Source organism: Nitrospina gracilis 3/211 (genome assembly GCF_000341545.2).
In the GTDB taxonomy this organism is placed as follows: Bacteria; Nitrospinota; Nitrospinia; order Nitrospinales; family Nitrospinaceae; genus Nitrospina; species Nitrospina gracilis.
This window is the reverse complement of sequence record NZ_HG422173.1, coordinates 588,868-610,984: the sequence shown is the minus strand read 5'-3', so window position 1 is coordinate 610,984 and position 22,117 is coordinate 588,868. Positions and strand designations below refer to the sequence as shown.

The following is a 22,117-nucleotide window of genomic DNA, read 5'->3' as shown; positions in this document are numbered from 1 at the left end:
TCATCAGTCGTCCAAAGCCTGCGACCCTTCCGGTATCTTGCGCGTGCGCCCGGAATGCGGTGCGGTGTTGACATACTCCGCGTCGGAGAACGATTCGTGATACACCTTGCGGAACACGTTGATCACCTGGTCGAGACTGGCCTTGGTTTCCGTTTCCGTCGGTTCGATCAGCATGGCGTGGTCGAGGTCCTTCGGGAAATACACGCACCCCGCGCCGAACAGCGTCGGCGGATGCACGCCGTAGTCGATGAGCCGCTTGGCGAAATTGTACGGCGTGGTCGGCAGGTTTTTTCCCGACAGCAGGCATTCGTGCATGCAGGGTTTCGGATAAATCGGAGGAAAAATGTCGCGCAGTTTCTGCTGAAAGTAATTCGCGTTCAACACCGCGTCCTCGGATACCTGTTTCAACCCCTCCGGCCCGTTGAACAGGATGTAGCAGTAGCAGCGGATCATCACCGCCACGTGACCGTAAAAGGATTTCAGGCGGCCGATGGTATGTGGCCGGTCGCTTTCGAACACGTACGTGCCGTCATCACGCCTGGCGATGCGCGGCACCGGCAGGTGTTCTTCCAGGAACGCTTTCACCGCACAGGGCCCCGCACCCGGTCCGCCTCCGCCGTGCGGCGTGGACAGGGTCTTGTGCGTGTTCAGGTGCATGACGTCGAATCCCATGTCACCCGGCCGCGCGATGCCCATCAGCGCGTTGAGATTCGCCCCGTCGTAATACAACAGCCCGCCCTTGGCGTGAACGATCTCGGCGATGGTGGCGATGTTCTCCTCGAACAGGCCGAGCGTGGACGGGTTGGTCAGCATGATGCCGGCGACCTGTTCGTTCATTTTCTCGCGGACCACGTCGAGGTCCATGATTCCCGCGTCGTTGGTCGGGATGATCTCGCAGTCGAATCCCGCCATGACGGCGGACGACGGATTGGTGCCGTGCGCCGAATCGGCGATCAGGATGACACGGCGGTCCTCGCCTTTCTTCTCGAAATACTTTCTTATGATGAGAAGGCCGGTCAACTCCCCCTGTGCACCCGCCGATGGTTGCAGGGTGACCGCGTCTGCACCCATCAATTCCGCGATGAACCCCTGCAGGTTGTACAGCAACTCCAGGATGCCCTGCATGGTGTCGACCGGTTGCAGGGGATGGACGCCCCGGAAGCCGTCCAGGTTCGCCATGGCGTCGTTGCGTTTGGGGTTGTACTTCATGGTGCAGGAACCGAGCGGGTAGGGACCGTTGTCCACGCCGTGGCTGTGCGCGCTCAGTTCCATGAAGTGACGGACGATCTCAATCTCCGAAACCTCAGGCAGGCCCAGCGGTTCTTCTCGAAGGGGCATGCCGGGAAACAGGCAGGCGGTGTCCTCCTGTTCGAACTCAAGGTCGTGCACCCAACTGCCGCCGATTCCCGGCCGGCTCTTTGCGGTCAGATGAGGAATCATGTGCACACCTTCTTCAGGGCTTGGGCGAGGCGATCCATATCCTGCCGGGTTTTTGTTTCCGTGACGGCGATCAAAAGCAGTTCACCGTGCGGTGTGTCGTCGATGGCGAGCCCCCCGAAAATGTTTTCTTCGCGCAGGGCATCCAGCACCGTGTCCGCCGGTTTGGGAAGTTTTAAGGCGAACTCGTTGAACACCGGCCCGCTGTGGCCGCGTTCGATGCCGGGGAGGGCGGTCAGCTGTTTGATCAGGTAATCGGTTTTGTGCGCGATGATTTTTGCCAGGCGGCCATAGCCGCTTTCGCCCAGCAGGCTGAGGTAGATCACCGCGCGGAGCGCGCACCACGCCTGGTTGGAGCAGATATTGCTGGTCGCTTTTTCCCGGGCCACGTGCTGCTCGCGGTCTTCGTACACCAGGGCGTAAGCCGGGTTGCCGTAGATGTCCGCAACCCTGCCCACCAGCCGCCCGGGCATGAATTTGCGGTACTCCTTTTTGCAGCCGAGGACGCCCAGGCTGGGTCCGCCTGCCGACAGCGGGATGCCGAGCGGTTGCCCCTCGCAGCTGGCGAAGTCGACACCGAGCGACCCCGGTGTGGGGAACAGCCCGCTCAAAAAAGGATTGAACGACATGCCGACCCGCACCCCATGCGCCCGGCACAGGTTCACGATGGCGGGGATGTCTTCCAGCACGCCGAAGCGGTTGGGTGTCTGGAACAGGAACACGGCGGGGCGTTCGGATTTCAGTTTGTCTTCCAGCGATTTCAAATCGAGCCGTCCGCTTTGCGCCTCGTGTTCCACCGTGTCGAGGGCGACGCGGCGGGGCGTGAGGTGGCTTATTATGATGTCCTTCCACTGCGGCCAGATGGAATCCGCATACAGCACACCCGCGTCTCCGCGGTCGGAGGCGAGGCAGCCCATCCAGCCCAGTTCGAACAGCGCCGTGCCGCCGTCGTACGACGAGCAGTTGACGATGGGCAGGCCCATCACCTTCGCCATCTGTTCCTGGTATTCGGCAAGGATCTGCAGCAGGCCCTGGCTCATCTCCGGCTGGTACGGGGTGTAGGCGGTGAGGAATTCGCCGCGGCCGGCCAGGACATCGACCACCGCCGGGATGTGATGATCGTACATGCCGCCGCCGATGAAATTGAGGTGGGTGTGGACCGTGGCGTTTTTTCCGGCAAGGCCGCGCAGGTGCTTTTCCAGTTCCCAGTCGGGAAGCGGGTCGGGCAGGTTGAGGGTGCGTTGCAGCCGGAGGCCTTTCGGGATGCCGGTGAGCAGGTCGTCGATGGACTCGACGCCGATGAAATTCAGCATCGCCCTGCGGTCTTCGGGTCGGTGCGGCGTGAAGGATTTGGGTGCGTCGATCATATCAAAGTTTTAAAAACGACCGGACTGTTCCGGGTTGTTCCGGGTGCGGCGGCCGGGCGGTTGTGAACGGACCCGACATTATAGCAGACCTCATTTTGGGCGAGCGGGCATAAAGTCAGGGCCTACCGCACTTTACTGAGCAGTTTGACGATCTCCACGACCTTGGAACGGTCCAGCTCAATTTGTTCCGGCGTGCGTGCCTGCATGTATTCCTCGTGTTCCCGCAGCTTTTCGATTTCGTATTTCAATTTGGTGTGGTCCACGCGATCGTCCTCCTCCACCAGGCCGCGCTGGAAGGTGCGCGACAGGATAACCGACGATGACCCCAGCCGAAGGTGTTCCCCCAGCACCATCTCGCCTGGCAGTTGCCCCTCACCGATGCGAGCGATGCCGCCGAAGCCGAAGGGCAGGCCCGCGTTGAGTACGGTCTTGGCCAGCGCATCGACCATGCCGTCGGCCAGAGGCTGGAAGATGAAATTTTGCTTGAGCCCGAGGTGCAGGTCGTTGAGGCCGATGTACACCTCTTTGAGTCCCGGTACCCGGACGATCGACTCCAGCGCGTCCGCCGCCTCCGGCGTTTCCACCAGCGGCACCACCCCGGCACGTCCCGCCACCATTTCCGAAAACTGCGCCAGCTCGTCCGCGGTTCGAAACATGGGGAGCATCAACAACTCGGGCCCTATGGCCAGCGCCTGTTCGATTTCGTCACCCAGCCCGTCGTGCGGCGGGTTGAGGCGGATGAGGAGTTCCGCATCCGGGATGGCCTCGCGCACGCGGCGGGCGTCGTCCATGCTGTGGCCGCTGATCCACGTGTCGAGATGCCCCTGCCTCTCCTTTTTACCCATCACCTCCAGATCGACGAAAATGCGGTTCACGCCGGCGGCCACGGCGTTTTTCGCCAGATCGGGGTGGTTGGTGATGAGCATCAGGGTGAGCATGCACGCTCCCTCGGATTAAAAAAAAATTGAATTTCCGTCTGTTGGGCGGCACGGCGGCAGTAACAAACCGGACTGCAGTGCTCCAAATTTAATAAATTCAATAAAACCAAGGAATTGTATCACATTCCGCAAAAACGGGGAAAGTTTGGGCTCACCACTTTCTATAAGGGATTTTCATAATGAAAAACAACCGTTTATGGTAAACTCGATATTCCAGATTGTGCCCCTGAACAGTCGGCGAAGAGGAGCCCTACCAATTTTTACAAGCGCCGGCATCCAAAACCGGGTCGCACGAAGGAACACCAGTCATGCGTGCTTTTAAGAAAAAATTCCGGAAGGTCATCCTGCTGGGTTTCGACCTGACGGTTAGCCTGGTGGCTCTGTACCTGGCGTTTCTGCTGCGGTTCGAAGGCACTCTCCCCAAGGAACAGATGGAGGTCTTTCTGGACCTCGCTCCCATTGTCCTGTTGTGCCGCGCGTTTTCTTTCGCCCTGTGCCGTTTTTATTCGCGGTTCTGGGAGTATGCGAGCTGGGAAGACCTTCAGCAGATCCTGAAGGCGGCGGCGATGGGCACGGCGCTGGTGCTGATCTTCATGTTCCTGTATAACCGCGCGCACCTCGTTTCCCGGTCGGTGTTGTTCATGGACCTCATCCTTGTGGTCCTCATGCTCGGCTCTTCGCGCCTGGGCTGGAAACTTCTCACCGACCGCGAAAACCAGGAAGCCGGCATCCGCGGCAAGGGCCGGGTGCCGATTCTCATCCTGGGTGCGGGCTACACGGGCGCCTACCTGCTCAAACACCTGCGCCGTTTCTCGCCGCACTACTCTGTGCGGGGATTCCTCGACGACGATCCCAAGAAACTCCATCACCAGGTCATGGGCGTCAAGGTGCTGGGCGGGCACAAGGACCTGCCCGAGTTGAAGGAGTCGCTGGGCATCCAGGAGGTGCTGGTGGCGGTGACCAGCATGGACGCGGAGCGCATGGAAGAGGTGGTGAAGGTGTGCCGCGACGCCAACGTGAAATACAAAACCGTCTCCTCGTTTTTCGATCTGGCCACCCATCAGCCGCACATCTCGAAAATCCGCAACATTGAAATCACCGACCTCCTCGGCCGCGAACCGGTCTATCTAGACCTGTCGATGATCCAGAACATGGTCGGAGGCAAGAAGGTTATGGTGACCGGCGCGGGCGGGTCCATCGGCTCCGAGCTGTGCCGCCAGTTGCTGGAGTACGACCCGGCGATGCTCATCATGATCGACAAGTGCGAGAACTACCTGTACGACCTGAACATGGAGTTGAACGGGGAGAAGACCAATGCCGAACGGAAGTATTTCTTTTTATCGGTCACGCAGGAGAAAAAACTGGAAACCCTGTTCCAGCGGTTCCGCCCTCAGCTGGTGTTTCACGCGGCGGCGCACAAGCATGTTCCCCTGATGGAGGAAAATGCGGACGAGGCGGTGCTCAACAACGTGCAGGGCACACGCATCACCGCGGATTTGTCCGAACGCTATGGCGTGGAAAAATTCATCCTCGTGTCCACGGACAAGGTGGTGCGGCCCACCAGCGTGATGGGGATGACCAAGAAGATCGCCGAGCGGTACATTCAATACAAGGCGCAGAGGTCGCAAACCGATTTCATGACCGTGCGATTCGGCAATGTGCTGGGGAGCAACGGCAGTGTGGTGCCGCTGTTCCAGAAGCAAATCGAGCGCGGCGGACCGGTGACGGTGACGCATCCGGACATGGAACGGTTTTTCATGCTGATTCCGGAGGCGGTGCAGTTGATCCTGCAGGCGGGGACCATCGGCCGCGGCGGCGAGATCCTGATGCTGGAGATGGGCCGTCCGGTGAAACTGATGGACCTGGCTGAAAAGATGATCCGGCTTCTGGGTTACACGCCGGGCGAGAACATGGAAATCAAAATCACCGGCGTGCGTCCTGGTGAAAAGTTGTCGGAAGAGCTGGTGGACGACGGCGAAGAGGTGATCGACACCCTGCACAAGAAAATCAAGCGGTTGTGTTCCGGCACCGCGCCCGGCGAGGGGTTCGCCGACAAGGTGGATACGCTGGTGGCGGATGGCGCGCGCTTGAAACCGGCTCTCTACCGGCAGCGGCTGGTGAACTTTATTCAGGAAGAGTGCACCCGCACGGTCTCACCGTCCCCTTTCCATAACAAACCCTGAATTGTCTCTGAACGGCGCGTCCTGTGCCGAATTGAATCACTGTTTTTTGACGAAGACGAAATCGCCGCCCGCATGGCCGGAGTTTTTGATGATGTTGTATTCCGGCACCTGTTCGGCGCGTCCCGCCACCGGCTCCTTGATGTATTTATAGAACAGCTGTTCTGCCGTAAAGATTTCCTCCTCCACCATGTGTAGCGCGTCGATGAAGGCGCGTGCGAACACCGAGTGCCCGCCGCCGCCGCCGTCCGCCACCGGCTCGTTGCCGCCGGAGGCCATCAGCGTGCGAGACGACCGCTTGTGCATTTTTTCAAGAAAACGCTTGTGCTGGTCCGGAGTGGACAGGTTGGTGATCGCCGAGCGGGTGAGCGTCCCCGAATAACAACTGTCGGCCACCACCAGCACATGGCGCGAGGCGAAGCGGCGGATATTGGTAGTGATGTTGTCGACGATCAGCCAGTTGGCGTCGCTGTCGCGTTCCGCGTCGGCGGGAAGCCAGTAGGCCTTGTTGACGGTCTTATCGAATTCGCCGTGTCCGGCATAATAGATAAGAATGTTGTCGTTCGGTCCCATCATCTTACGGGCATTGTTGAAGGCGCGCATGATCTCCGTGCGCGACACGTCGATCAGCAGGTTGGTCTTGAACCCGTATTTCTGACGCAGGACCCGCTCCACCTCTTTCGCGTCGTTGACGGCGGTTTCCAGCTTGGGCAGGTGTTTGTAGTCGTTGATGCCGATGATGATGGCGTGGTAGTCGCCGGAGTCCAGCCTCCCCATCTCTTCCATGAAGCTTTTCTTGACGTCCGGCTTTTTGGCGATGACGGTCTGTTCCTCGGTGGTCGTGCGGCTTTCCAGCCAGAACGATTTCTGCGTGGTGTTCTGGTGGATGTCGCGGGCGAGGATGACGATCTCGCTTTTGCCCGGGTTGATCGGGATGGTGGCGGCAAATTCACCGGACGATTGAACCTGGGCCGGCTGGCCGTTGACCAGGACCTCGGCGATGCCGCTCTCATCCTGCGCGATGCCCGTGACGTGGGTGGTCGGGGAAGTGGGTACGGGCACGATGCCGCGGGACACCTCATGCGACGTAACGGTGATGATCGGCGGGGAATTATCCATCGGCTTCACGGTTTGCGGTTTCTGCACGACAATCGGCGGCTGCTTGTCCTGCTTCTTTTCACCCGGATCGTAGTGAATGACTTTCAACGGCTTGTCGTTTTCCCAGGTACCCACGTCACGACTGCCGTTGGCGTAGGTGAAGGTACCTTGGCCATGCATTTTGCTGTCCACCCATTCGCCGGTGTAGGCGTCGCCCTTTTTCCAGGTATAAGTGCCGTAGCCGTGTTTTTTCCAGTCTTTCCATTCGCCGGTGTACTTGTCGCCGCTGGCGTACACCTTGGTGCCGAAGCCGGTCAACTTGCCTTTTGAAAACTCGCCGTTGTACTGGTCGCCTTTCCACGGGTCGCGCCCCCAGATGTACACTCCCTGGCCGTGGAACTGGTCTTCCTTGAATTCGCCGTCGTACTGGTCGCCGCTGGCGTAGTACTGCGTTCCGTGGCCGTCTTTTTTTCCGTGAACCCAATTGCCGATGTAGCGGTTGCCGTTCTTCCAGGTGTAGGTGCCGAAGCCGTGGCGTTTCCAGTTTTCCCAGGAACCCTCATATTTGTCGCCGCTGGAATAATACTTGGTGCCCTGCCCGCTCAATTCGTCGGCCTGAAACGAACCCACATAACGGTCGCCGGTCCAGGGCTTGCGTTTCCAGGTGAACTCGCCCTGGCCGTCCTTTTTCCATTCCTTGAACTCGCCCTTGTACACATCCCCGTTTGCGTAATAATAGGTACCTTCCCCGTTGGAGGCATCGCCTGAAAATTCGCCGACGTATTTGTCGCCTTCCTTCCAGTAATAGGTGCCGAAGCCTTCCTTTTTCCAGTTGACGAACCCGCCGACGTACTTGTCGCCCAGCCACGGTTCCCTTCCCCAGGTGTAGGTGCCATGTCCGTTGGGTGCGTCGTTTTTGAAGTCGCCGGTGTACTTGTCGCCGTTGGCCCAGGAGTAGGTGCCGAGTCCGTGGTACTGCCCGTTCTTGAATTCTCCCGTGTACTGGTCGCCCTTCCACTTTTCCTCGTTGAAGGAGTAGGTGCCGTGGCCGTGGAACTTGCCGTTTTTGAATTCGCCGACGTACTTGTTGCCATTGTCGCGGACCAGGGTGCCGAATCCGTTCCGGCAGTCGCCGGAGACGCAGTTGTCTGCGAAGGCGGGGAGGGCGGACCACACCAGGCAAAGAGCGAGCGCCGCCGCGGCAAAGCCTCGCCGAAACGCACCCGTACCGGTGTGCCGAGAGTTATCATTCCTGCCGTTCATACTGCCCCCTTCACAAAAACGCGGTGTGCCGTATATTCCTAAGTTAAGGCTGACGGCAGCGGTTGGCAAGCGTGTTTGGGAAAATCAGAACCGCCGGCCCGATTCCGCACGTTCCGAATCCGGGTCCATCAGCCGTCCGTCCTGCCAGCGGCCGCTTTGCCCCGTACCGTCCGCTTTGTTGAAAATGCCCGGCCCGTGCCGTCGGTCCAGCTTCCAGCCGCCGGTGTAGCGGTCGCCGTTGGGCCACACCTGGGTGCCCTGGCCGTGGCGCAGTCCATGTCGCCATTCGCCGGTATAGTGCTCCCCCGTGGCCTGGTTGAGGGTGCCGTAACCGTGATAGGCCCCGTCCTGAAACTCGCCGACGTAGTGGTCGCCCGATTCCAGCAGAAGCGTGCCGCGACCGTTACCGCATTCGCCCAGGCATTTGGGATACGTGGTGCAGGCGGGGGTCGTCATGCCGATCAACAGAGCCAGTGCGGCCAACTGGAAAAAAGGTGCGGGCCGGGCTACGCGGTGACGCATGACGTTTCCTCACGGTTTGCGGATGAACACAAAATCCCCTCCGGCGTGGCCGGAGTTTTTGATGATGTTGTATTCCGGTACCTGCTGGGCCTGCCCCGCCACCGCTTCCTTGATGTAGGAGTGAAACAACTGCTCGGCGGTGAAGGTGCTCTCCTCCGTGCTTCGAAGCGCGCGCAGAAAGACGCTGGCGAAGATGCTGTGTCCACCGCCGCCGCCATCCGCCACCGGCTCGTTGCCTCCGGAGGCCATCAGCGTGCGTGACGAGCGTTCCATCATTTTCTTGAGGAAGCGCTGTTTTTCATCCGCCGTGGTCAGCTTGGTGATGGACGAGCGGGTGAGCGTGCCGGAATAGCAACTGTCCGCGACCACCAGCACGTGGCGCGTGGACATGCGCCGGATGTTGGTGGTGATGTTGTCGACGATGATCCAGTTGGTGTCGTTGTCCGGTTGCGCATCGACGGGCAGCCAGTACGCCTTGTTGACCGCCTTGTCGAACTCGCCGTGCCCGGCGTAGTAGATGAGCAGGTTGTCGTCCGAGGTCAACTGCTCGCGCACTTCATTGAAGCCGTTCATGATGTCGGCGCGGTCGGCGTTCAGTAGAAGCGTGGTGGAAAAGCCGTATTCGTGTTTGAGGATGCGGTCCACTTCCTTGGCGTCGTTGACGGCGGTTTCCAATGGCGGCAGGTGACGGTAGTTGTTGATGCCGATGATGAGCGCGTGGTACTTGCCGGTCTTGACCACCGGCTCGATCGCCGCCTCGATTTCATCCGGCAGGCTGCGTGTTTCTTCCTTCGCTTCCAGCCAGAACATTTTCTGCGCCTGGTTCTGGAAGGCGTCGCGGGCCAGCACCGTCACTTCGTTGCGCCCTTCGACCAGCGGGATCTTGATGGAGAAACGGCCGGAAGGATCGACCTTCGCCGTCTCGCCGTTCACCGTTACCTTCGACACGCCGCTCGGGTCCTCCGCCACGCCGGTGACGAGGATGTAGGGAACCACCGGAACGATGGCGATACCGCGAAACATCTCGTGCGAGGTGATGCGGATGTGGGGCGGTTGTGTGTCGCGGCTGTTTTCTTCCACCGTGACCGGCGGCTGGGTTTCTTCTTCCGACGGCAGTTTGTTGAACTTCCACATGCCCTTTTCCACCCGGCCGTCGGCGTAGGTCAGCGTGCCCTCGCCGTGCCGTTTGCCGTTGACGTAGGAACCGACGTACTGGTCGCCGTTCGCCCACGTGAAGGTGCCCTGACCGTGCATGGTGTCGTTGTTCCACGCGCCTTCATACCGGTCGCCGGTGTGAAAGGTCATCGTGCCCTGGCCTTCCCGCGAGTTGTCCACCCATTCGCCGACATACTTGTCGCCGTTGGCCCAGACGTAGACGCCCTGGCCGTGGCGCTGCCCCTGGACGAACGCGCCCTCGTACTTGTCACCGCTGTGGTAGAGGGCGGAACCCTGTCCGTGCATCTGGCCATCCTGCGTGTCGCCGGTGTAGGTGCAGTCCGGGCAGACCGCCATGGTGCGCCCGGTGGCACATCCTGCCGCCAGCATGGTGAGGAGGACCAGTAGTAAAACCGCCCGCAGGGAAACCGGCAGGGCGGAAATGAATGGGTTGCGTTGCGGGTTCATAGCGTTTCCTTATGTCAGTTCAGAAGCGTTCGGCCAGTTCTCCATTGCTCCAGTTTCCGGTTTCCTGGGTGCCGTCGGTGTGAATGTACGTTCCCTGGCCGTGTTTCTTGTCCTCTTCCCAGCCACCGATGTATTTGTCCCCGTTGGCATAGAGGTAGGTGCCCTGACCGTTGCGTTTGTCATTGATCCACTCGCCGATGTACTTGTCGCCTTCCACCCAGGTGAAGGTGCCCTGTCCGTGTTTCTGGCCGTCTTTCCATTCGCCGATGTACTTGTTGCCGTTGACGTAATAATAACTGCCGAAGCCTTCGCGCTGGTCCTGTTTGTAATCGCCGACGTACTTTTCGCCGTTGGACCACAGGAAGGTGCCCTTGCCCTGTTTTTATTTTGGATCCACTGGCCATCGTACACATCGCCGTTGGCGTAATAGTACTTGCCCTGCCCATTGGGGAGGTTGCCCTGGTTCTGGCCGACATACTTGTCGCCGTTGTTATAGACATAGGTACCGAAACCGTTGGAGCAGTCACCCGATAAGCACCCGGCCTTGACGTCCTTTTGATTCAGCGGTTCGGGTGTGGGCTCCTTCTGGCGGGAGTTGGAGGAGCCGGATTCTCCGGCTTTCACCATGTTGACGTTTTTACGTTCGCCGTTCTCCCAGGTGCCGACTTCCTTGTCGCCGTTGGCCCAGAAATAGGTTCCCTGACCGTGCCGTTTGTCCTGCTTCCATTCTCCGACGTACTTGTCGCCGCTGGCGTAGAGGTAGGCGCCCTGGCCTTCGCGCTTGTCCATCACCCAGTTGCCGGTATACCGGTCGCCCTGTTTCCAGAGGAACATGCCCACGCCGTGTTTCTTACCCTGGTTCCAGTTGCCGACGTAGAGGTCGCCGTTGGAATAGTAATAGATACCGTATCCGTTGCGCTTGTCGTTGTTGTACTCTCCGGCATAGTGGTCCCCGACGTTGTAGTCGTAATTGCCGAAGCCGTGCATTTTGTTATTGCGGTTTTCACCCGTGTACCGGTCCTGGTTGTCGAACTCGAATGTTCCGAAACCGTTGCTGCATACCCCGTTCAGGCATTTGGCTGAAGCCGGTGCGGCCGCCGAGAGCCACAATCCGGCAGTCAGCACGGCCAGTGCGTAAGGCAGGGTCCGCGGGGTAGGGGGGCGTTGTATGTAAAGGAAGACATGGTTCGCCTCCAATGGGTTCTTTACGTTGAATTTCTGATAATCGGGCGGTGTTGACTCCGCCCGGAGTCAATCCTGATCGTACGATTTGACCAGCGAGTCCTGTTGCCAGGTGCCGTTCAGAATTTTGCCGTCCGGGTACACGTAAATACCGTGTCCGTCCCGCCGATTTTCTTTCCATTGTCCGACATACATCTCGCGGTTGGGCCAGATATTGGTGCCGTAGCCGTTGCGTTTGTTACCGACCCATTCGCCGGTGTATTTTTCCCCGGTGGGCCACAGGTTGGTCCCGGCGCCGTTGCGTTCGTCGTTCTGCCACTTGCCGATGTACTGTTCCCCCGAGGTCCAGGTGAAGACGCCGTAGCCGTTTTTCTTGTTGTTCGCCCAGTACCCTTCATAAATATCGCCGTTGGCCCAGAAGTACTTTCCGTAACCGTGGGCCTGGTTGTTGAGGTTCTGGCCGGTGTAGCGATCCCCGTTGTCGTACTGGAATTCACCGTAGCCGTTACTGCAATCGCCGGAAATACACCCTGCAACCGCGGGCGGAGCGAGCCACAACAGGCAGGCGGCGAGCACCCCGCAGGCCAGCCAGAAACGCGATGTGCGTTGGATCAGGGTCAATTTGTTCATAAATGCCTCCCGTTTCCCTGCAAACCGGGATGAAGTGGAAAAAGTTCCCCCCACCCCGGCGACTGCCGCCGGGGGGAGCGGATGTCCCTGTTAGAAATCATCGAAATTGAACCGGCCCTTGTTGCGGCCCTTCAACTTCTTCTTGATGTCGTCCATCATCTCTTCCATTTCCTCTTCTGTCGCCGCAAAGAGGTCGTCCATCTTGTACGGACGCTTCTCGGTCAGGATTTCGGCTTCCTTTTGAGGACCGGGCTCCGGCGCGGTTTCCTGAACCGGCGGCTTCGGCTTGGGTTTCATCTCGACCTCAGGCTTCGGACGCACCGTTTCCTTCACCGGATTGGTGATGGCGTTCGATTCCGGTTCAGCCATGCCCTTCGGAGCCTTGGGTTTCGGAGTGGGCACGATACCGGAGGGTTGGTACGGTTCCTCCACCTCCGCCTTGGCCATCTGCGGTGCGGTGAATCCGAAGTGGTAGCCGTTCTCGTTCAGCCACGCCACAGCCACGTTGGACTTGATGGAAAAGTTGATGTCCGTGATGGCCAGGCCGTCCTTGCTTTTGCGCGCGATGTTGGAGTTGATGCCCACCATCAACCCGTTGGCATCGAGAAGCGGCCCGCCGGAGTTGCCCCGGTTGAGGCTGGTTTCGGTCTGAAACACGTTCTTGCCCGGGATGTTCTGGAAATCCTGCATGTGTGAACTGATGGTGCCCGTGGTCAGCGTCCACAATCCCCCGGATTCCGGATGGCCGATGGCCAGCACGCGGTCGCCAATGCCGATCTGGTTGGCGTTGAGGAATCCCACCGGGGAATAGGATCCGGATGGGGATTCGATCTGCAACAGCGCCAGGTCCAGATCCCGGTTGTGGATCAACAGCCGCGCCTTGAACCGGTGTTGCGTGTCCTTTTTCAGGTTGCCGGTCAGCCGCTGGGGTTTCAGAAACACCCGCAGTTCGGAATACGGCCGCCCGGCGGAGGCGTTGACCACCACATGGGCGTTGGTGAGCACCAGCCCGTCTTCGCGGATGATGCTCCCCGTGCCCATGCCCTGGAACTTCTGGCCCGGTTCAAACCCGGTGATGAGCACGACCCGGGGAGAGACGGTCTGGTACACCCGTTTGGGATTGAACTCCCTGGCGGAGGCGGGCCCCGCCAGCAGTACGATGGCCAGTGTCAGTGCGATCCAGATTCTCATGGTATTCAACGTCCTTCCATTTTGTCGATTTCAGCGTCCAGCTCGTCGAAGGATTTCTCCGCCTGCTCCTTGATCTGGTCGCGAATCTGCTTGGACAGGTCATTGTACTGCGACAGGTTCTTCTCAAAATGCTCCAGGTCGATCTTCGCCAGCGAGAACATTTCCCCGTTGTTCGGGTTCTGCCAGTGATCGACGATGGTCGAACCGCGCAGGGACATGTTGGTGATGTTCTTGAGCGCCTGCTCGACGTACTGCGTCTCGGAGGTGGCGCTCATGTCGCCGGTGGTGGCGGATTCCTGGTAGTCCTTATAGAGCTTCTTGACGTAGGTTTCGAACACGTCCGCCAGAGCGGCACGGGCCCGGTTTTCCGAAGCGGTGCGCAACAGGGAGGTGTTGCGGATGCCCACGGCGGAACCGACGCCATAGAACGCGCGGTCGTCAAAAGCGCCCTGGCCCTTCAGCACCCAGTCCGGAGCGCCCAGATCCTGAATCGGCACGAAACCGCCGGTGGGTTTTTCCGGAGTGCTGCTGCACGCACTCAAAAATGCCGCCAGCACCACCATCAAAACAAGGTTCCATCGTGAAATCGTTTTCATCGATACTCCCTCCTCGGATTAAATTGAAATGTCATTTAAAGGAAACCTGATAAACCGATGGATTCTTAAACTGCGTCCCCGGGCCCGGAGGCCGGGTGATCCATGCAGTGTATATAGCGAAAAGCGTGCCAAACCGAACTCCCCCTTCGATTGGCGGCATCCAGGATTGATTTTTCTAGTGTAGTGGAAGGGGGTGGGTTTGGCAAAAGTAAGTTGTCTGTCGAAACGCGCCAAATTCCGGCATGAGGACGCCCGGCCCTGCATGAATTCATGCACGATTCATGCAGGGCCACCACACCGGGGACCGAGTCTCCAGCGTTCCATTTCAACTTTTTTGGGAAACGCGTTGATTTTTTTGTAAAAGAACCGCACTTCCTCCGGTCTATCAGCAGCAGTGGGCAAAAAGAAATGCCTTTTGCAGGGCAAACTGTTTAAACTGAGGAACGCCGACCTCAGAGCTGAAGGAAATAAAGGGCGGTTCGCGAAACGGGGTACCGCCGTAAATCTGGAAATCAACACCGCCTCCCTGTCCATCCGCAGGGCCGGGGGGGAACCGGGCACGGCTTTTGCTTTCTTTCCGGCAACGACTCATTCGAGAAGGGGACATCCATGCGCCACCATTTCCGAACCACAGTCAGTTTTCTCGTTCTCATCGGCCTGGCCGGATGCGCCACCACCGGAACGCCGGGTGGCGGGCCGGGGACCAGCCCCGAAGACCTGGCGAAACTGCGGAAAATGGAACAGATGGAACAGCGCACCGCCTGCCCGCCGGAACCGGGCTGGGTGCTGGGCAAGGGCCACCCCAATTTCCCCTCCGCCAAATACCTCATCGGCGTCGGCATCTCCGCCGAAAGCCCGTCCGGCGCGAAAGACACCGCCACCGCGGAACTTGCCAAGAACATCAAGGTCAACATCCAGTCGGTGATGAAAGATTTCGTCAGCACCGAGGGCACCTATGCGGAGTCGGCGGTCAAAACCGTGGTCGACGCGGCGCTGGAAGGCGTCGAGCGCAAGGACGGTTATTTCGACAAGTGCCGCAACCAGTATTACGCGCTGGTGGTCATGGACCGGTCACTGGAAGCGGGCAAACTGAACCAGCGCATTGGGGAGACGGAGTCCATTCTCAAAAAGCATCTCGACGAGGGTAAGAAGGCGGAGGCCAAGGGCGAGTTGATGAAAGCCCTGTCGCATTATTTTGAGGGTTACGAACTCGCGCCGAAACTGGTGCCGCTGCGCAGCACGCTGGCGGTGATCGCCCGCACTTCGCCTTCCGGTGATACAGCTATGGAACTCAGCCAGGGCGCGTTCCGCGACCACGCCACGAGCCTCATCCGCAATGTGCGGCTGGATGCGGTCTCCGGCGACAAGCAGACCATCAAGTCCTTCCAGCTTCCCGGCGAAGCGCTGGTGGCGCAGGCTTACATCCAAACCGATTTCGGCAACACGCCGCTTGCGGGACTGCCGGTGCGCTTCTCGTTTGAAAAAGGAAACGGCACGCTGAACGAAAGCGTGAACACCAACCAGGAAGGGCAGGCCCGCGCCTCGGTGGTGAAGATTCAGGACTACGACGCCGACCAGCATCGCATCGCTGTGCGGTTGGACTACGACCGGCTGGCGATGGGCGTCAACCCGCGTTTCAAGGAAACCCTGCTCGCTCCCCTGCAGCACAAGGGGGCGACGTTCCATTACACAATCGAAAAAATCGAGGGTTTCTCCGGCAAATCCCACGCCTGGCGGCAGGGCCTCGTGCGGCTGGCGGAAACGGTCATCAAGAACGTGAAGCCGGACACCACGCCCACCGTCGGTGTTATTCAGTTTGAAGACACGCGCAGTAAAAAGGTGACGCCGTTCACGGAAATCCTGGTCGAGGATTTCAAGGCCATCCTGGCGCAGGCGGGCAGTCTGGCACTCAAGGAAATCGTGCTGGCCGGGGATGAGGACATCGATCCGCACAAGGTCGCGACGGAGAACCAGCTCGATTTTTACGTGAACGGGTCCTACCGCATGGAGCGCGGCGGTCTGCAGATCATCGCCAAGCTGATCGACGTCAAATCCAACACCTACCTCGGTTCGGGCAGTGTGCTGATGGACCGCGGGGCGATCAGCCCGGAGGATTTGAAGGTACTGGAAACCTCGCCGCAGTCCGGGGGCACCGGTATCAAGGACGCGGATGAAGAGTACCGGCAGGAGCTGGACAAGCTGGTGTACGCGGCACCGAAGAATGCCGAGTTCGGCGTGCGGGTCTGGACCAATAAAAAAGAATACGAGATCGGCGACACGATCGTTTTCTTCGTGAAGGCGGAACGCGACAGTTACCTGACCCTGTTCGACATCGGTTCCGGTGGCGATGCGACGGTGATCTTCCCCAACGCGTTCCACAAGGACAACTTCATCCGCGCCGGGCGCACGTACCAGATTCCTGCACCGGAATACGGTTTCAAGTTCAACATAGAAGGCCCCGCCGGGCTGGAGCGGGTGAAGGCCATCGCCACCCTTCGGCCGGGCCTGCCGGTGGACCTCAACCTGGGACAGGGGTTCCACACCTTCAAGCGCGGTACACGGGAAGGCACGCGCGACATTTCGATCATCGCCGACACCTTCACCAACGAATCGGACCGCAACTGGGCGGAGTCGCACACGGAAGTGTTCATCTTCAACCGCAACGATTCCTACACCCGTGGCATCCGCAAGATTCCCATCAAAGAGGACCCCGAAAAACCGATCGACATGATCGGCACCTTCGGCCGCGAACCGAGCCGCTGACTGACGCCGGACGCCGCTTATGCTGAGACTCAGGGAGATTGTGCTGGGAGGAATCGGGGCCGCCCTCACCGGCATCGTGCTGTGGACCCTGCCCAACCTGGTGCAGTCGTGGGAATGGAAAACCCTCGATCTTCGCTTCCAGTGGCGGGGCGCGGTGTCGACCGACCCCAACCTCGTGCTCATCGAGGCGGATGACGAAAGCGCGCAGACCTTTGGCCGCTGGCCGTGGAGGCGCACCGTCCACGCCCACCTCATCGAACTCCTCGCGGACCAGAAAGCGCGCGCCGTGGTGTACGATGTGCTGTTCGCGCTGAAAGGCGACCCGCTGGAAGACCGTGCGCTGCAGCAAGCCATCGATACCGCGGGCAACGTGGTGTTTCCGGTGGCGGTGCGGCTTCTCGAAAAACGCGCGCCGTATGCGCCCGACCACAGCGGCGCGGGGCTGAAGTGGCAAGGGCTTGATCTGCCACCGGAAGCAAAGCGTTATTTCCTCGCCAACCGCGCCATCTTCCCGCTGGCCCGGCTGGCGGAACACGTCGCCGGACTGGGACACATCGCCACCAATCGCGACGCCGACGGCATCATCCGTCGCGTGCCGCTCCTCGTGAACTACAACAAAAAACTGGTGCCTTCGCTGGCCTTTCAGGGTGTTTTGCAATATCTGAAAATACCGCCGCAGAACGTGGTGCCGGGTAAAAATACCATTCGGCTCCTGGACGTGCAGTTTCCCGGAAGTACGGTGAAGCGTGATATCGCCATTCCGGTGGACGAGCAGGGACAGATGCTCATCAACTACGCCGGGCGCTGGAGCGACACCTTTCTGCACGCGTCGATGGCGGCGGTTCTGGACCGGCCCCAGGCGGGCGAGACCGCGACGGGCCCCTCGGTCACGCTGGAGGACAAGCTGCTGCTCGTCGCCAACACGATTTCCGGTTACGATGCCAAGCCGGTGCCGATGGAAAAGGATTTTCCGGGTGTCGGCGTGCACGCCAACATCATCAACACCCTGCTCACCGAATCGTTTCTCAGGGAAACGTCTCCTGCGTTTCACGTTCTCCTCGTGTTGTTTCTGAGCCTGGCGACGGCGCAGGTGCTGGCCATTCGCTATTACACATTGCAGGCGTTGTTCGTCGCGATCCTGTTTGCGGGCTACGCCTTTGCCGCAGCGTTTCTGTTTCAGTCGAACCTGGTTTTGCCGGTGGTGGGACCGCTCACCGCCATTGCCGTCACCACCCTGTGGGTGTCGCTCTACAACGCGTCGTCCGAGAAAGAAGCCGCCGACATGATGAAACACACGGCGGAGATGCTTTCCGGTGAGAAAAAGAAGGTGGAAGCGGAGATTGAAAACCTGTCACGCGACTTCACGGCGCGGGAGCAGGAAATGGATGCGCTCTCGCGCCAGTACCGGCAGGAGAAGGTGCAGCTGGAAGCCCGCATCCGCGACCTGCGCCTGCACACGGGTCTGGGCCCGGCCCTGGGCCGGCTCACCGAACCGTCGTTCCAGGAATGCCGCGAGCACGGCATCGTCACGCTGGAGGAGTCGGTGGTGCAAACGTTCCGCGAACTCAAGCAGGTCGCTCCCAATGCCTCCAGTGTTTTGCTTCTGGGCGAGTCGGGCACAGGCAAGGAACTGTTCGCTCGCGCCTTGCACCGCCTGAGCGGGCGCACCGGGCGGTTCATCGACATCAACCTCGCCGCCTGCCCGGAGGGTCTGGTAGAAAGCGAACTGTTCGGTCATGTGAAAGGCGCGTTCACCGGGGCGACCTCGGACAAGGCGGGACGCTTCCGCGATGCGGACGGCGGCACACTGTTTCTCGATGAGATCGGCGAGGTCAAACCGGAGTTGCAGGTCAAGCTCCTGCGGGTGCTGCAGGAGCGGGAGGTGACGCCCGTCGGCGGCACGCGTTCGTACAAGGTGAATGTGCGTATCGTCTCGGCCACTAACAAGGATTTGAAGGAAGAGATGGAAGCGGGGCGTTTCCGCAGTGACCTCTATTACCGTCTCAACACCATCCCCTTCACCCTGCAGCCCCTGCGCGAGCGGCCGAAGGACATCGAGCTTCTCGCCTGGCATTTCATGGACCGCTACAAGCACCGGTACCAGCGCAACATCAACGGCATCTCCAAAAAAGCGATGGAGGTGTTGAAGGCGCACACATGGCCGGGCAACGTGCGCGAATTCGAAAACGTGATCGAACGTGGCGTGACCCTGGCCGAGGGCAACGTGATCCAGGAAAAGGACCTGCAACTGAAAGGGGAAATGGAGGCGGCGGCGGTTTCCGCTCCGGCAAAGGCCTCACCGGGAAACCGCGACACGTCGTTTCTCGAAACCCTGCGTGCTCATCGGTTCGAGATCAATGCCACGGCGAAGCAGTTGGAAGTCAGCCGCAACACCGTGGCCAGCCGCTTCAAAGGCATCTGCTTTCAACGGCTGGTGGAGAACAACGGCGACTGCGCCCAGGCGGCGCGATCGGTGAGCGGAGATGGCTCGGATTACGATTTCGTTCTCCAGAAACTCGAAGAGTACTACCAGAACCTGGTCAAAGGCAGTGAGACGTGGACGGATGTTGAGAGTGCGGTCGCCGATGCGCTGAAACGGTCGCGCAACGTGCCCACCGCGTACCATCCCGCCATCGCACAACTGGTGCGCGACCGCTTCGCCCGGGACCACCCACCCGCCGGTTCCGTTTAAAACGGATTCAACGCCGCCGCCGCAAAAACACGCGGAACGGTTCGAGCCAATTGCGGTTCATGACCTGTTCCAGCGCTTCCGGATCCACCGCAATGTGTTTCTGAATGACCCTGCGTTTTTTCAGGGCGTCGCGCAATCCCCGCCACGCATCCCACTTGGCTTTCAGGATGACACCGGGCTTGCCTTTCAGCGCGAACCACAGAACAGAAAACAGGTTGAGCGCGAAGTGCGCCGGCAGGTATTTCCAGAACAGTTGATCGGGCATGTTCTGGACGAAGGTCCAGACCAGGTTGCGGTGCGCGTGGTAAATGGAAAACGCGCTTCCCGGCTCCGACGATCCCCATCCGGCATGGCGCACCCGGGCTTCCGCGACGTACAGGCAACAGTGGCCGTTCAGCCGCAGGCGGAACGCGAGGTCGGTGTCTTCGAAGTAGGCGAAGAAGCGTTCGTCGAAACCGCCCGCGCTGAGAAAGGCTTCGCGATCATACAGCGCGGCGGCGGCGCAGGGCGAGAACACTTCACTCGATTCGCGTCGGCATCGTTTTGTGCGGCGGCCGTGGTCGCGCCGCCACGCCAGCCCGCACACGTGGTACACATCGCCCGTGCCGTCCAGCCGTTCGGGGTCGTCGTAGTGCACCAGGTGACTGCCGAAAAAAGAGAAGTCCGGATGGGACGCGGCGGCGGTGAGCACGGTTTCCAGCCAGTCGGAATCGGGCACGGTGTCGGGATTGAGCAGCGCCACCCAGCGGCAGTCGGAAGCCTGCTTCACGGTGAGGTTGTTGGCGGCGGCGAAGCCGGTGTTGGTGTCCAGCAAAATCCATTGCGCTTCCGGCAAAATGGGACGTGCCTTGTCCACCGACTCGTCACTGCTGGCGTTGTCCACCACAATCACGCGATCGGGTTGCCGCGTCTGCGCGTTCACGCCTGCGAGGCAGGCTTTCAAATAATCGCCGCTGTTGTGATTGACCACGATGACGGCGACGGAGTCCGGCCCGTTCATGACTCACTGGTTTCCGTTTTGGGTTTGGGCGACGGACGCACCGCATCGACCAATCCTTTCAGCAGGGTGTACTGCCAGCGCGGTTGGGGATAGCGGTATTTTTTGATCCAGTACAGCTTGCCGAAAAAGGTGAACAGGAACCAGCGCCAGCGAAAGGGCACGGACCCGTCGAGAAGAAATGTGGAGATGAGGCGGCATCCCATCACGATGTTGCTTTCAGGCAATGGCCGGATGCGCGGCGTTGCCGGAACCGGGGGCAGGGGGCATTGTTCGATCACCGCCTGCAGGCGGTGCGTCAGGCGTCTGCGATACGGATGCAGCGCGAGGAACACGTCATCGCCTTCCCCCAGGGCGCGCCCGTTGTAGGTATCCGCATCTCCCTCGCCGTTGCCGAAACGCACGTGCAGGTGTTCCATCTCCACGTCTTCCAGGTAAACGAGGCGATCGTGCCCGCGGTGCTTTAGACGCTGGAACAGGTCGAGCAGGTGGTGATCCTGGAAGTCACCGGGGTATTCGGCGGGAAACGGCTCTCCCAGCGCGTCGCAGGTGGCGCGCGCCATAAAGGGAAAACTCGCCATGCGTGCGCCGAAGAACAGGTCGTTGGGGTAGGCGAGATAGATGCCGTCGGGGAACCGTGCATGGATGGCGCGCAGGCGGTCGTCCCATCCCTGCGTTCGCACCACCACGTCGTCGTTGACGGCACCGAGGATGTCGCCGGTGGCTTGTTGCAGACAGGCGCTGTTGAGCGCGCCCAGGTTCAGGCGCGGGCCCACGATTCTGTGAAAGGCGATGTCGTTGCGGTCGAGCGCGTGGCTTTCAGGGTCGTCGTCATCGACGTACACCACGACCTCCAGCGCTTCGGGGTGGGTCGCGGTTTCGACGAGACTCGCAATGCAGCGCGCCGCCTGCTCCGGCCGGTGACGCGTCGGCATCAGCACCGAGATGCGTGCAGGCAGACTGCCGGATTCCTGCATGGGGTCGGGGTGATTACGGAGTTGCAAATCCTGCACGCCACTCATTCGGTTTTCGCGGGGTCATCCAGGTGCAGGAAACGGAAAATGGCTACCAGCGTGGACGGGTCCTGGATTTCATTGCCGTGGATCTGCGCCTGGATCGCATCCTTGTCGAACAGCTCCATGCCGGAGTGGCCGATTTCGTTGGCCCGGTACGCCTGTTCCACGGCGCATTCCGTTCCCGCGAACAGCTGAATCCGCGCCGACAATGTGCCCGCGTCGGGGTGAAGCGATCCCAGGGGCTGGATATTTTCATGAGCGCAACGCAGTCCGGTTTCTTCGAACAACTCGCGCGCTACCGATTCCACCAGGTCTTCACCCGGCTCGATGAACCCGCGCGGGATCTCCCACGACCAGTTCTTGATGGCGTGCCGGTAAATCTTGAGCAGGGCGATTTTGCCTTCCACCACCGGAAGGATGGCGACGCCGCTGAATCCATCGGCGACAAACCGTTTCGGGGAAACCACGAGATAATCCGGCACATCAACGTCTTCTTCACTGGTGACGTGATCGAAATAAATATTGAACCGTGTGTTCTCGGCGACCAGTTTGCGTTTTTTAAGCTTGTAGGGCGGACTGTCGGTGCCGGTGGATTTCATGAGCCTCCATCCTGTGTGCGTTT

16 protein-coding genes are annotated in these 22,117 nt (G+C 60.0%); 3 read left to right on the top strand and 13 right to left on the bottom strand.

Annotated elements, in window-relative coordinates; all coding sequences use genetic code 11:
* Positions 1-3 precede the first annotated feature (3 nt).
* The 3 genes from gcvPB to TX82_RS02800 form a co-directional block, all read right to left on the bottom strand.
* A complete protein-coding gene (gene gcvPB / locus TX82_RS02810) occupies positions 4-1,440 on the bottom strand; it encodes an aminomethyl-transferring glycine dehydrogenase subunit GcvPB (protein ID WP_005006611.1) in 1,437 nt (478 codons plus the stop codon).
* Positions 1,437-2,804 carry an aminomethyl-transferring glycine dehydrogenase subunit GcvPA gene (gcvPA, locus tag TX82_RS02805; RefSeq protein ID WP_005006608.1) on the bottom strand — a complete coding sequence of 456 codons (1,368 nt, stop codon included), beginning with the start codon at positions 2,802-2,804 and terminating at the stop codon, positions 1,437-1,439. The genes gcvPB and gcvPA overlap by 4 nt, the downstream gene beginning before the upstream one ends.
* Positions 2,805-2,926: 122 nt before the next feature.
* Complete coding sequence (locus TX82_RS02800; RefSeq protein WP_005006607.1) at positions 2,927-3,742, bottom strand: aldolase/citrate lyase family protein; 816 nt, start codon at positions 3,740-3,742, stop codon at positions 2,927-2,929.
* A gap of 308 nt (positions 3,743-4,050) precedes the next feature.
* On the opposite strand from TX82_RS02800, the gene TX82_RS02795 reads away from it, so the two are divergent.
* Positions 4,051-5,925 (top strand): polysaccharide biosynthesis protein, encoded by a 1,875-nt coding sequence (locus tag TX82_RS02795; RefSeq protein WP_005006603.1) that lies wholly within the window; start codon positions 4,051-4,053, stop codon positions 5,923-5,925.
* A gap of 36 nt (positions 5,926-5,961) precedes the next feature.
* Here the strand turns inward: TX82_RS02795 and TX82_RS15015 are convergent, their stop codons facing one another.
* From TX82_RS15015 to TX82_RS02760, 7 genes are all read right to left on the bottom strand, one after another.
* A complete protein-coding gene (locus TX82_RS15015) occupies positions 5,962-8,283 on the bottom strand; it encodes a caspase family protein (protein WP_005006602.1) in 2,322 nt (773 codons plus the stop codon).
* A gap of 84 nt (positions 8,284-8,367) precedes the next feature.
* Positions 8,368-8,805 carry an MORN repeat-containing protein gene (locus tag TX82_RS02785; protein WP_005006600.1) on the bottom strand — a complete coding sequence of 146 codons (438 nt, stop codon included), beginning with the start codon at positions 8,803-8,805 and terminating at the stop codon, positions 8,368-8,370.
* A 9-nt stretch (positions 8,806-8,814) separates the two neighbouring features.
* Positions 8,815-10,428 (bottom strand): caspase family protein, encoded by a 1,614-nt coding sequence (locus TX82_RS15010; RefSeq protein ID WP_005006598.1) that lies wholly within the window; start codon positions 10,426-10,428, stop codon positions 8,815-8,817.
* A 9-nt stretch (positions 10,429-10,437) separates the two neighbouring features.
* A complete protein-coding gene (locus tag TX82_RS17270; RefSeq protein WP_187291898.1) occupies positions 10,438-11,553 on the bottom strand; it encodes a hypothetical protein in 1,116 nt (371 codons plus the stop codon).
* Positions 11,554-11,679: 126 nt separating this feature from the next.
* On the bottom strand, positions 11,680-12,240 hold the full coding sequence (locus tag TX82_RS02770) for an MORN repeat-containing protein (RefSeq protein ID WP_005006594.1): 561 nt from the start codon (positions 12,238-12,240) through the stop codon (positions 11,680-11,682).
* A gap of 90 nt (positions 12,241-12,330) precedes the next feature.
* Positions 12,331-13,431: a trypsin-like peptidase domain-containing protein gene (locus TX82_RS02765; RefSeq protein ID WP_237100562.1), complete on the bottom strand. Its 1,101-nt coding sequence runs from the start codon at positions 13,429-13,431 to the stop codon at positions 12,331-12,333.
* A gap of 5 nt (positions 13,432-13,436) precedes the next feature.
* Entirely contained in the window at positions 13,437-14,027 is a 591-nt protein-coding gene (locus TX82_RS02760) for an LPP20 family lipoprotein (protein WP_005006592.1), read from the bottom strand.
* 609 nt (positions 14,028-14,636) lie between these two features.
* On the opposite strand from TX82_RS02760, the gene TX82_RS02755 reads away from it, so the two are divergent.
* Both TX82_RS02755 and TX82_RS14995 read left to right on the top strand, forming a co-directional pair.
* Positions 14,637-16,790: a DUF4384 domain-containing protein gene (locus TX82_RS02755; protein ID WP_005006588.1), complete on the top strand. Its 2,154-nt coding sequence runs from the start codon at positions 14,637-14,639 to the stop codon at positions 16,788-16,790.
* 19 nt (positions 16,791-16,809) lie between these two features.
* Positions 16,810-19,482: a sigma 54-interacting transcriptional regulator gene (locus TX82_RS14995; RefSeq protein WP_005006586.1), complete on the top strand. Its 2,673-nt coding sequence runs from the start codon at positions 16,810-16,812 to the stop codon at positions 19,480-19,482.
* 7 nt (positions 19,483-19,489) lie between these two features.
* Here TX82_RS14995 and TX82_RS02745 read toward each other — a convergent pair whose 3' ends face one another.
* From TX82_RS02745 to TX82_RS02735, 3 genes are read right to left on the bottom strand one after another with little or no spacing between them, the layout of a single operon-like run.
* Entirely contained in the window at positions 19,490-20,482 is a 993-nt protein-coding gene (locus TX82_RS02745) for a glycosyltransferase family 2 protein (protein WP_005006583.1), read from the bottom strand.
* Complete coding sequence (locus TX82_RS02740; protein ID WP_005006580.1) at positions 20,479-21,501, bottom strand: glycosyltransferase family 2 protein; 1,023 nt, start codon at positions 21,499-21,501, stop codon at positions 20,479-20,481. The genes TX82_RS02745 and TX82_RS02740 overlap by 4 nt, the downstream gene beginning before the upstream one ends.
* Positions 21,498-22,094, bottom strand: coding sequence for an NUDIX hydrolase (locus TX82_RS02735; RefSeq protein WP_005006578.1), 597 nt, complete (start codon positions 22,092-22,094; stop codon positions 21,498-21,500). Before TX82_RS02735 ends, TX82_RS02740 begins: the two co-directional genes overlap by 4 nt.
* Positions 22,095-22,117: the final 23 nt, after the last annotated feature.